General features: G+C 32.6%; 11 protein-coding genes. 7 read left to right on the forward strand and 4 right to left on the reverse strand.

Annotated features, from left to right (window positions below; translation table 11 throughout):
- The first annotated feature begins 11 nt into the window (after nt 1–11).
- Together recR and FGM02_RS07905 are read left to right on the forward strand one after the other, a co-directional pair.
- Nucleotides 12–629, forward strand: coding sequence for a recombination mediator RecR (recR, locus tag FGM02_RS07900; RefSeq protein ID WP_139957828.1), 618 nt, complete (start codon nt 12–14; stop codon nt 627–629).
- Nucleotides 629–1,768: a glycosyltransferase family 2 protein gene (locus FGM02_RS07905; protein ID WP_139957829.1), complete on the forward strand. Its 1,140-nt coding sequence runs from the start codon at nt 629–631 to the stop codon at nt 1,766–1,768. Before recR ends, FGM02_RS07905 begins: the two co-directional genes overlap by 1 nt.
- Here FGM02_RS07905 and FGM02_RS07910 read toward each other — a convergent pair.
- Nucleotides 1,765–2,334 carry a CopD family protein gene (locus FGM02_RS07910; RefSeq protein WP_139957830.1) on the reverse strand — a complete coding sequence of 190 codons (570 nt, stop codon included), beginning with the start codon at nt 2,332–2,334 and terminating at the stop codon, nt 1,765–1,767. The genes FGM02_RS07905 and FGM02_RS07910 overlap by 4 nt on opposite strands.
- A 164-nt stretch (nt 2,335–2,498) precedes the next feature.
- Here FGM02_RS07910 and tgt point away from each other — a divergent pair, with 164 nt between their 5' ends.
- The 4 genes from tgt (at nt 2,499) to FGM02_RS07930 (ending at nt 7,567) form a co-directional block, all read left to right on the forward strand.
- Nucleotides 2,499–3,629, forward strand: a complete 1,131-nt coding sequence (gene tgt / locus FGM02_RS07915) for a tRNA guanosine(34) transglycosylase Tgt (RefSeq protein ID WP_139957831.1) — start codon at nt 2,499–2,501, stop codon at nt 3,627–3,629.
- A 71-nt stretch (nt 3,630–3,700) separates the two neighbouring features.
- Nucleotides 3,701–5,437 carry a glycosyltransferase family 39 protein gene (locus FGM02_RS07920; RefSeq protein ID WP_139957832.1) on the forward strand — a complete coding sequence of 579 codons (1,737 nt, stop codon included), beginning with the start codon at nt 3,701–3,703 and terminating at the stop codon, nt 5,435–5,437.
- A 25-nt stretch (nt 5,438–5,462) separates the two neighbouring features.
- Complete coding sequence (locus FGM02_RS07925) at nt 5,463–6,551, forward strand: LptF/LptG family permease (protein WP_139957833.1); 1,089 nt, start codon at nt 5,463–5,465, stop codon at nt 6,549–6,551.
- 62 nt (nt 6,552–6,613) lie between these two features.
- Nucleotides 6,614–7,567: an acetyl-CoA carboxylase carboxyltransferase subunit alpha gene (locus FGM02_RS07930; RefSeq protein ID WP_139957834.1), complete on the forward strand. Its 954-nt coding sequence runs from the start codon at nt 6,614–6,616 to the stop codon at nt 7,565–7,567.
- Between the two features lie 81 nt (nt 7,568–7,648).
- Here the strand turns inward: FGM02_RS07930 and FGM02_RS07935 are convergent, their stop codons facing one another.
- Together FGM02_RS07935 and FGM02_RS07940 are read right to left on the reverse strand one after the other, a co-directional pair.
- Complete coding sequence (locus FGM02_RS07935) at nt 7,649–8,422, reverse strand: zinc ribbon domain-containing protein (RefSeq protein WP_139957835.1); 774 nt, start codon at nt 8,420–8,422, stop codon at nt 7,649–7,651.
- 2 nt (nt 8,423–8,424) lie between these two features.
- Nucleotides 8,425–9,522, reverse strand: a complete 1,098-nt coding sequence (locus FGM02_RS07940) for a Nif3-like dinuclear metal center hexameric protein (RefSeq protein ID WP_139957836.1) — start codon at nt 9,520–9,522, stop codon at nt 8,425–8,427.
- Between the two features lie 116 nt (nt 9,523–9,638).
- On the opposite strand from FGM02_RS07940, the gene lpxK reads away from it, so the two are divergent.
- On the forward strand, nt 9,639–10,682 hold the full coding sequence (gene lpxK / locus FGM02_RS07945; RefSeq protein ID WP_139957837.1) for a tetraacyldisaccharide 4'-kinase: 1,044 nt from the start codon (nt 9,639–9,641) through the stop codon (nt 10,680–10,682).
- Nucleotides 10,683–10,686: 4 nt separating this feature from the next.
- On the opposite strand, the gene murB is transcribed toward lpxK, so the two are convergent.
- Nucleotides 10,687–11,694 carry a UDP-N-acetylmuramate dehydrogenase gene (gene murB, locus FGM02_RS07950; RefSeq protein WP_139957838.1) on the reverse strand — a complete coding sequence of 336 codons (1,008 nt, stop codon included), beginning with the start codon at nt 11,692–11,694 and terminating at the stop codon, nt 10,687–10,689.
- Between the last annotated feature and the right edge of the window lie 75 nt (nt 11,695–11,769).

The raw sequence follows: 11,769 nt of genomic DNA on the forward strand, positions 1-11,769 counted from the left end.
ACATTTGCAGCATGAATTTTTCTTCTAAACTTTTAGAAAATGCGGTAAATGAAGTCGCACAACTACCAGGAATTGGTAAACGTACAGCACTTCGATTGGTATTGCATTTATTAAAACAGCCAAAATCGCATACAGGGCATTTAACAACAGCTTTAAATAATTTGGTAGAAGAAGTGAAATTATGCAGTAGTTGCCATAATATTTCTGATGTAGAACTTTGTGAAATTTGTGCAAGTTCCAAAAGAAATGTTGAAATAGTTTGTGTTGTGGAAGACATTAGAGACGTGATGGCCATTGAAAATACGACACAGTTTCAAGGACTTTATCATGTATTAGGAGGTAAAATTTCACCTATGGAAGGAATTGGGCCACACAACCTAACGATTGAAGATTTGATAAAAAAAGTGGCTGCTGGCACAATTAAAGAGCTCATTTTAGCGTTAAGTTCAACGATGGAAGGAGATACAACCAATTTTTACATTTACAAACAATTGCAGAAATACGAAGTTACGGTTTCAACGATTGCTAGAGGAATCTCGGTAGGAGATGAATTACAATATACAGATGAAGTCACTTTAGGAAGAAGTATTGCCAATCGTGTTCCTTTTGAAAAATCTATGAAATATTAATGAAACTATCCGTTGTCATCGTTAATTATAATGTCCGATATTTTCTGGAGTTATGTTTGTTAAGTGTAAAAAAGGCTTGCAAAAACATTGATTCAGAAATTATTGTAGTAGATAATTTATCTACAGACGATAGCTGTAAAATGGTTGCCAAGAATTTTCCGGAGGTTGTACTGATTGAAAACAAAATCAATTATGGATTTTCAACAGCCAACAATCAAGGAGTAGCAGTTGCCAAAGGAGAATACGTTTTAATTTTAAATCCGGATACTGTAATAGGAGAAAATACATTTTTAGAAATGTTGTCTTTTGCCGATACCAAACCCGATTTGGGTGCGTTGGGAGTACAGTTAATTGATGGAACTGGTGTTTTTCTTCCTGAAAGTAAACGTGGAATTCCAACCTTAAAAGCGTCCTTGTTTAAAATATTAGGCTCTGATAGTAAAAAAGGCACCTATTATTCCAATCATTTAGAACGTGATGAAATTGGAACCATTTCTATATTGGTGGGGGCATTTATGCTAATGAAGCGAAATGTGTATGAAGAAGTAGGAGGTTTTGATGAAGATTACTTTATGTATGGTGAGGATATTGACCTGAGTTATAAGTTATTAAAAGTAGGTTATAAAAACTATTATTTAGGAACTTCTAAAATAATTCACTTTAAAGGAGAAAGTACGCGTAAGGATGTGAAATATTTAAAATATTTTCATGGAGCTATGGAAATATTTTATAAGAAGCACTTTAGCTCTAATTTCTGTTATGACTTTGCGATGAAATTAGGTGTGAAAATTTGGTTTTTAACTAAATATTTTCAGCTAAGCGATGCGCCTATTATTATTAAAGAACGTGAAAATGTATTGTATGTTGGAGAAAAGAAAATTTCTATAGATCCGCAGATGCAACGAAAAATTAATTTCGTAAAATTCAAATCCTTTAAACAATTAGAGCGCCACGCAATAAAGAAAAATGTTGAAGAAATTTGGTTGGATGAAAGTTATCTGTCCTATGAGAAAATCATTGAAATTATCGCTTTACTTCATTCTAAGAAGATCATTTTCAAAATTCATTCAGCAAAAACTTCCTATGTAATCGGCAGCAACTCTTCCGATGGACGAGGAGAAATTATTGGATTGAATTAATCGATTTCTTTTTCTTCAGGATCCCAGCTATTTTTACCTCTTGCTTTTTTGTAAAGTTTCACTAAAAACATCATTAAAACGCCAAAAATGGCAATTCCAATAACACCCCAAATCCAATTCATTGCACTTTGTAGTTCTACTAAAAAAACCACAGCAAATAAAATAATGGTAGCACCTTCATTCCATAAACGCAACTTTGCAGAGGAATATTTAATGACATTGTTTTGCAACTGACTGTAAATTTTATGGCAACCAAATTGATATAGATACAATAAAAAGACAAAAGAAAGTTTGACCCACATCCAAGGCTGTAAAAGAAAGTCGGGCAACAAATAAAGCAACCAAAAAGCAAAAAGACTGGCTAAAATTGCTGAAGGCCAAGTGATGATATACCACAACCGCTTGCTCATTATTTTGTATTGGTTTTGCAAAATACTTTTAGCAGGTTCTTCTTTGTCTTCAGCTTCTACGTGGTAAATAAACAAACGAACTATATAAAACAAACCAGCAAACCAGGTCACCACAAAAATAATATGTAAAGCCTTTATATAATAAATGTATTGCATAGGAACTGTCTTAAATAATTAGCGAAACAAATTTAGCAAATAATAGCTAGATAGCCTGTGCTATTTTTACGAAATGACCACGGTGATTTTATAAATGTTAATTTGCTTTTAATGTTTTAAAATTAGCTTTCAGACTTTGATAGATTCGTTTATCTTTGCGGCTTATGAAGTTTGAAATAAAATCGAAAGATCCGCAAAGTAAAGCCAGAGCAGCAGTAATGACAACTGATCATGGTGTTATAGAAACTCCAATATTTATGCCTGTAGGAACTATGGGAACCGTAAAAGGAGTACATCAAAAAGAATTAAAGGAAGAAATAAATCCCGATATCATTCTTGCAAATACCTACCACTTATATTTACGACCTAAATTAGATATTTTAGAGAAAGCAGGTGGAGTTCATAAGTTTATGAATTGGGACCGACCAATTTTAACGGATAGTGGGGGATATCAAGTGTATTCGCTTTCAGGAAGAAGAAAAATAAAAGAAGCGGGTGTTAATTTTAAGAGTCATATAGATGGTTCTATGCATTTCTTTTCACCTGAAAATGTGATGGAAACACAGCGTACTATTGGAGCTGATATTATCATGGCTTTTGATGAATGCACACCGTATCCTTGCGATTTTAATTATGCTCGTAAATCGATGCATATGACACATCGTTGGTTAAAAAGATGTATGGATCATTTGGAGAATTTACCTTATAAATACGGCTATAGCCAAACTTTTTTTCCAATAGTTCAAGGAAGTACTTATACAGATTTACGTAAGCAATCTGCTGAATATATTGCCAATGCAGGTGCAGAAGGAAATGCTATTGGTGGACTGTCTGTAGGAGAACCGGCAGAAGAGATGTACGCGATGACCGATGTGGTTTGTAGTATTTTACCAGAAGAGAAACCAAGATATTTAATGGGGGTTGGAACACCTATCAATATTTTAGAAAATATTGCCTTAGGGGTTGATATGTTTGACTGTGTTATGCCAACTAGAAATGCTAGAAATGGAATGTTGTTTACTTCAGAAGGAAGTATCAATATAAAAAATAAAAAATGGGAAGATGATTTTTCTCCAATTGATCCGATGGGAATTACTTGGGTAGATACAGATTATTCTAAAGCATATTTAAGACATTTATTTGCTGCAAATGAAATGTTAGGAAAGCAAATTGCAACCATTCATAATTTAGGCTTTTATTTGTGGCTGACAAGAGAAGCTAGAAAGCATATTATTGCTGGTGATTTTACAGAGTGGAAAAATAAAATGGTTCGACAAATGAATAATCGTTTGTAAAAAATTTGCAACGAAGCATAATAGATGGTGGCATCCTAAGCGTTAATTATTGACACTGCACAATATATTGTATGAAGAAATATATACTTTTTTCACTTTTAGTACTGGTGCCTCTATTTATTTATATGCATAGTTTTTATGACGCCTATATTACATGGGATGATGGCGTTCAAGTTTACGAAAATTCAGAAGTGAAGAATTTTGGTTTCGAGAGTTTCAAAATTATTCTTAGCTCCAATACAGCAGGAATGTATCAACCTTTGACGAGTATTTGTTTCGGAATACTTGCTTCTATTTACGGAGTTTCTTCTGCGTTTACCTTCCATGTATTTAGTTTTGTTGTTCATATACTCAACACTTTTTTAGTTTACTTTTTAGGTATTCGACTTTTTAAGAAAAATAAACTGAAAGCGTTTTTATTAGCACTTTTATTTACTTCTCAACCCATGTCGATAGATGCTGTATCATGGGTGTCGGCGACGAGCACTTTGTTGTTTAGCTTGTTTTTTTTAATTTCACTACATTGCTATATTCTTTTTCTAGAAAAGGAAAATCAAAAACAGTATTTGTTTAGTGTTTTAGCCTTCTTTTTAGGTTGCCTTTGCAAGGTTCAAATTATTCCTTTGGTGGGTGTTTTGTTTTTGATTGATTTTTTACTGGACAAGCCTTTGTTGAACAAAAAAATGTGGCTTCAAAAAATACCTTATCTGTTCATTGCTTTTATTTTTGGCTTGGTCGCGCTTTCTTTTAGAAGCGTCACACTTGTTGCAACAAGCGCATTGGAATATAACAAAGTTTATTTTGCCTTAAATCAATTTATAGGCTATGTCATTGAACTTGTTTCTTTGCCACATTATGCTTTACTCAGAAGTAATGAATGGATACTACACGGACAAGCATTCCTTTTTTTTATACTTGGTGTTGGTGTTTATTGTTTTAGGAAAAACAAACTATTTGTCTTTGGTGTATTATTTTTTCTAATGAATTTGGTTTTGCAAACGACGCTATTTTCAAAATTCAACAATCCTTATGGCAGGCGATATGTGTATGTTGCTGGTTTAGGCGTATGGATAGCAATTCTAAGTTTTAATTACAAGAAAAGACATATTTATATAGCAAGCCTATTTATCTTATTTCAAGTATTAGCGGCCAAAGCTACTTCTGTTGGAAGGTCGGCAAATAGTGAATTGTTTGTTAGCTTAAGTTCCGTTAAAACTAAGGAGCAGCTAGGTAGTACTGATTTTAGTGCTTATGCTTTTGAACACCATGCAAAAACGATTAATGGCTACGATTTTAGCCCAGAGTTGAGCGCAAGTTCTGGCTTAAATAATTTGGGCATCGTGATGGCGCGCTTTGGTTTTATCGATTTTGCTGAAATTTGTTTTATTAAAAATGACAGTTTTGAATCGGAAGATAATTTAGTGCAATTGTTTCTATTTAAAGATATAGAGAAAGCAGAGACTTATTTATTGAAGAGTTTTAAGAACAGACCCAACTCTTTTGACCTATGCATTAAATTGGGTTATGTATATTTAAAAACCAATGCTATTAAAGCGGAAGGATATTTTAAAAGAGCAATTGCTATAAACCCCAATTCAGCAATAGGCTATATGAATTTAGGAGTAATTAATTCTAAAAAAAATAAACCTAAAGCGGAAGAATATTTTTTAAAGGCTTTAACTTTGGATTCCAAAAACATAAAATTACTTAAAAATTTAGGTGTTTTTTATAAAGAAACAAATCCTGAAAAATCTGAGCAATATTATAAGCAGGCAAAATTAGTCGTTCAAAAGAATAATTGGAATTAGGAATACCCTAAGAAATACCATATAAATGAGAATATTAGATAAATACATTTTAAAAAAATACCTAGGGTCCTTTATTTTTACCTTATTTATTTTAATTCCAATTGCCATTGCAATTGATGTGTCTGAAAAAATTGACAAGTTTTTAAGACATACAAATCTTTCAGTAGGAGAAATTATAGAAGATTATTATGTGAATTTTATTATTTATTACGCCAATACGTTTATGCCTTTGGCATTGTTTATTGCGGTTATATTTTTCACCTCTAAACTTTCCAATAATACGGAAATTATAGCCATTAACAGTGCTAGTATTTCGTTTACTCGCTTTTTAAAACCTTATATAGTTGGAGCAACCATTGTAACAGTGTTCGCCTTAATTATGAATCATTTTGTGGTGCCTAGAGGAAATAAGACCTTGACACAATTTGAAAAAAAGTACATCAAAAAAAGTACCAGCCAACAATCTTCTTATGTAAAAGATTTTAATATGCGCTTGGGAGATGGCAGATTTATTTTTATCCAAAATTTTGGTTTACGTACCAATCGTGGTTACGATTTTTCTTACGAAGAATTTGATGGACTTAAGTTAAAATATCGTTTAACCGCAGAGGAAATTCGATGGAATAAAAAAGACAGTACTTTTTCATTGACCAAATACACAAAAAGAAAAATTTTCAACAATATAGATAGCATCGAAAGAGGAGCTAAGTTTGATACTATTTTTGATTTTTCACCGAAAGATTTTTTATATGTAGATTATTTATCAAAAGAAATGCCTTCTGATGAATTGTATGAATTTATTCAAGTCTCTAAAAAAAGAGGTGTGAAAAATTTAAATGCCTACCATGTTGAGCTTTACAAAAGAACGAGTTTGCCATTGTCTTCTTATATTCTAACTATTATAGCCGTTTGTTTGGCCTTTAGAAAAAAACGAGGAGGGATAGGAATCAATATGGCTGTGGGAATAGGATTGATGTTTATGTATGTGTTTTTTATGAAGATTTCTGAGGTTTTAGGAGCTGTCGCAGGTAGTAACACCATCATAATGGTTTGGATGCCTAATGTAATGTTTGGTATTTTAGCCTTATTCTTGTTTTTCAAATCAAAAAAATAAAACTTTTGACATGATACTTTCACGAAGTTAGTATCTTTGTCAACTTACCAATAAAATAAAATATGGAATATTTAGATTTTGAATTGCCGATTAAAGAACTAGAGGAGCAATTAAATAAATGTCAGTTAATAGGTGAAGAGAGTGCTGTTGATGTATCTGAAACTTGTCAAAAGCTGATCAAAAAACTAGAAGACACCAAAAAAGATATCTATAAAAATTTAACTCCTTGGCAACGTGTACAGTTGTCTAGACACCCAAACAGACCTTATACATTAGATTATGTAAAAGCCTTGGCAGGGGATACTTTTATGGAACTTCATGGTGATAGAAGTGTGAAAGATGACAAAGCCATTATTGGTGGATTGGGGAAAATTGGTGACCAATCATTTATGTTTATCGGACAACAAAAAGGATTTAATACAAAGACTCGTCAGTACAGAAATTTTGGAATGGCGAATCCAGAAGGCTATAGAAAAGCTTTACGTTTGATGCGTATGGCAGAAAAATTCAACATTCCTGTCTTGACTTTTGTTGATACTCCAGGGGCATACCCAGGATTGGAAGCAGAAGAGCGTGGACAAGGAGAAGCTATTGCACGTAATATTTTTGAAATGTGTGTGTTGAAAGTGCCAATTATTACTATTATTATTGGAGAAGGAGCTTCAGGTGGTGCTTTAGGAATAGGTGTAGGAGATAGAGTATTGATGATGGAGAATTCTTGGTACTCTGTAATTTCACCAGAAAACTGTTCTACAATTTTATGGAGAAGTTGGGATTATAAAATTGAAGCAGCCTCTGCCTTGAAATTGACATCCAAAGACATGGAGAACTTAAACTTAGTAGACGGTGTTATTAGAGAACCCCTAGGAGGTGCACATTCTGATAGAGAAGGTACTTTCCAAATTGTGAGAAAAACGATTGTAGAAGAATTGGCAGCAATTCAGAAATTATCTGTAGAAGATATGATTTCTGCACGTATCAATAAATATGAAAATATGGGCGTTTACAAAGAGTAATTTTTTTAACTAAAATAGAAAGCAAAAAAAAAAGTGTTATGAAAATAACACTTTTTTTTGTTCTTATAAGGAAGAAGTATTTTAAGCTAAAATACTTTCCAAAGCTTCTCTTTCTTCATCTGCTAAAGTAGCATCAACAAGAATTCTTCCACTGTGTTCGTCAATGGTGATTTTTTTACGTGAAGCAATTTCAATTTGTACCTGTGGTGGAATGGTAAAGAAAGATCCTCCAGCAGCACCTCTTTCAATAGAAACTACAGCCAAACCATTCTTTACTTTAGAACGAATTTTTTTGTAAGCTTTTAATAAGTGGGTATCAATTTTTTCTGACAATTCGATTGATAAATCGTTCATCAAATTTTCTTCTTTTTCTGTTTCTTTAGAAATAGCATCTAATTCAGATTTTTTATGATCTAAGTGGGAAGCTTGTCTGTCTAACTTTTCAGTAGTTGTAACAATGATTTGCTTTTTTTGCTCAATTTTCGCTTTGTACTCATTGATTCTCTTTTCAGCCAATTCAATTTCTAATTGTTGGTATTCAATCTCTTTGGTCAATGAGTCAAACTCACGATTGTTACGAACTTTTTGTTGTTGTTCGTCGTATTTCTTAGATAATGTCTTAGACTCTTCAATTGCATTCTTCTTGTTAGCAATCTCAGTTTCAAAATTAGTCACATCCTCTGTCAATTTAGACAATCTAGTGTTTAAACCAGCAATTTCGTCTTCTAAATCTTCAATTTCTAAAGGTAGTTCACCTCTTACGTTTTTAATATCATCTATTCTTGAATCAATTAATTGTAATCTGTAAAGAGATCTTAATTTGTCTTCAACTGTAAGTTCTTTAGTCTTAGCCATGTTTATATGTAGTATATTGGATTCGTATTTTTATCTGATAAAATGATTGCAAAATTAGTAAATTTTTTCGTAAGATAATCAACTAAGAGGTTTTTTGTGAACTGTTCACTTTCATAATGCCCAATATCCGTAATTAATAGCTGATTTTCAGCTTTGTAGAATTCGTGATATTTGAAATCTGCCGAGATATAAGCATCCGCACCTGCCATTTTTGCGTTTTCAATAGCAAAACTACCGGAGCCTCCTAAAACGGCGACTTTTTTTATGGCTTTGTTCAATAATTTTGAGTGACGAATACAATCGGTTTTCATAGCGCTTTTTACATGTTGTAAAAAATCTTTTTCATCCATGGCTTCGTCAAATTCTGCCACCATTCCAATTCCTATATGTTGGTGTTGGTTTTCTAAAGTTGTTATTTCATAAGCTACTTCTTCATAAGGATGATTGTCAAATAAGGTTTTTCTGATGTTAGCTTCCAGATGCTTTTCAAAAATAATCCCGATAATAATTTCTTTTTCCGATTTTAACTCGCCTTTTTTGCCTACCGTCGGATTGGAATCTTCGTTTCCTCTATAGGTTCCAAATCCTTCAACATTAAAACTACAACTATCGTAATTCCCTATATTTCCAGCTCCTTGCGCAAATAAGGCTTTTCGTAAACGATTGGCATTTTCAACAGGTACATAGGTCAATAGTTTTTTGATATTGTGTTTTTGTGGAATTAAAACTTTTCTGTTCTTTAAACCAAGTACTTCACACATTTTTGCACTAACTCCATGAAAACAATTGTCAAGAGCTGTATGCATGGCATAAATAGCTATGTCATTTTTAATTGCTTTGATCACCACTCTTTCTACATAATTACTCCCATTAATTTTCTTTAAACCAGAAAAAATAATAGGATGAAAACTAACCACTAAATTGCATTTTTTTTCAATGGCTTCGTCTATGGTAGCTTCCAAAGAATCTAAAGTGACCAATACGCCACTTACTTCTGTTTCATAACTTCCAACAAGCAATCCTACATTGTCAAAACTTTCGGCATAGGCCAAAGGTGCTAATTTTTCAATACTCGTTGTTACGTCTTTTATCGTAGGCATAGTTGTGTTTTAAGGAAATCAAATGTAAAAAATATAGTTGAATTGTACCGTGGATACTTCAGGTATTTATTTAACTTTGTTTTGAATTGATTCGTAAAACATAGGCCCTATAAAGAATGATAAAAACATTGGTTGAAAAGATACTTCGCATACTTGTATTTCCGATTTCTATACTTTATGGAATTGTGGTTTATTTCCGAAATTTATTTTTTGATGTAGGTATTTATACTTCCAATACTTTTAAAACACCGATAATAGCTATTGGTAATTTAAGTATGGGCGGTACTGGGAAATCGCCGCAAATAGAATATTTGATCAAGTTATTGCAGCAAGATTTTAAAGTAGCTGTTTTAAGTAGAGGCTACAAAAGAGCTTCTAAAGGTTTTGTGTTGGCCAACAAACAATCAACGGTGGAAGAATTGGGAGATGAGCCTTTCCAGTTTTATTCAAAATTTAAAAATATTTCTGTAGCTGTAGATGCTGATAGAACGCATGGTATTGGAGAACTTTTGAAACAAGTACATAAGCCGGATGTAATTTTATTAGATGATGCCTATCAACATAGAAAAGTCAAAGCAGGGTTGTACATATTATTAACCACTTATGATAAATTGTATGCCGATGATTTTTTACTTCCTACTGGAACTTTGCGAGAATCGAGGCAAGGAGCAAAGCGTGCAAAAATTATTATTGTCACCAAATGTCCTAAAGACATAGATACTTCTGAAAAGGAACGTATTTTAAATAAAATAAAACCAACGGAGGGACAACGTGTGTTTTTTACAAATATCAAATATGCCGATTGTCTTATTTCTAAAGAAGAAACTATTGCAACGGCTGCCATTTCTAAAAATGAGGTATTGTTATTGACAGGAATTGCGAATCCGAAACCCTTATTAAAACATTTAGATAGTTTGAAGGTGGATTACAAACATTTAAATTTTCCAGATCATTATAATTTTACGGAAAAAGATATTATTGAAATTCAAGAAAAATTTAAAGCCCTAACTTCTAAAGAAAAAATAATCCTAACGACAGAAAAGGATTATATGCGATTGCAAGGAAAAATTCCGAATTTGTATTATATAGGTATCGAAACCAATTTTTTAGAGCATGGTGATGTGTTTGATGAAATGCTTAGAGAAGCCATTGCAAGTTGAAAGCTTACATAACATTGACCTCAATTTCTAAAGAAACATCAAATTTTTGAGCCACCGTATTTTGTATATGCTTCGCTAATTTGTACACTTCCTTCCCCGTTGCATTTCCGTAATTTACCAATACCAATGCTTGTTTGGTATGAGAACCTGTGTTTCCAAAACGCTTACCTTTAAAACCACATTGTTCTATAAGCCATCCTGCCGGTACTTTTATTTCGGTTTCAGAAACTTTGTAAAATGGCATGTTTGTATGAATTTCTTGAATCTTCTTAAATTGTGTTGTTGGAATAACAGGATTTTTAAAAAAACTACCACTATTACCAATTTCTTTAGGATTTGGAAGTTTGCTATTACGAATTGCAATCACTGCATTGCTAATATCTTTAATGCTAGGACTGTCGATTCCATTTTCTTTTAATTGCTCTTGAATAGCACCATAACTTGCATGTAGTTGATGTGAGTTTCTTGTCAATTTAAAACTAATTGAAGTAAGTATGTATTGTCCTTTCAGTTGGTTTTTAAATACAGAATTTCGATAGCCAAATTCACAAGCTTCGTTGCTGAAAATTTTCGTGGTACCCGTGGCTATTTCAATCGCTTCAACTTCACTAATGGTATCTTTAACTTCTACACCATATGCTCCTATATTTTGAATAGGGCAGGTACCCACATTTCCGGGAATTAAGGATAAATTTTCTAGTCCTCCAAAATTTTGAGCAACACACCATAAAACAAAGTCGTGCCAGTTTTCACCTGCAGCTACTTTTACCAAGACTTCATTCTCAGAAATAAGTATTGTTTGTATGCCTTTTGTATTTAAATGCACAACGAGTGATTCTATGTCTTTGGTTAGCAGTAAATTGCTACCACCACTAAGCACAAATAGTTCCTTTTCTTCGGAAACAACCTCAACTAATTCTTCTTTTGTCTGGACAGAAATATATTTTTTTGCCAAAACATCAATTCCAAAAGTATTGAAGGCTTTTAAAGAAATATTGGATTGAATATGCATAATTAGTGATGGTAGAAAATTACGGAACCTTTATTGATTTGTATTTCTACAACAAAAGGAAATAGTACAATGGTA

It is taken from the genome of Flavicella sediminum (assembly GCF_006381105.1).
GTDB classification, from domain to species: domain Bacteria; phylum Bacteroidota; class Bacteroidia; order Flavobacteriales; family Flavobacteriaceae; genus Flavicella; species Flavicella sediminum.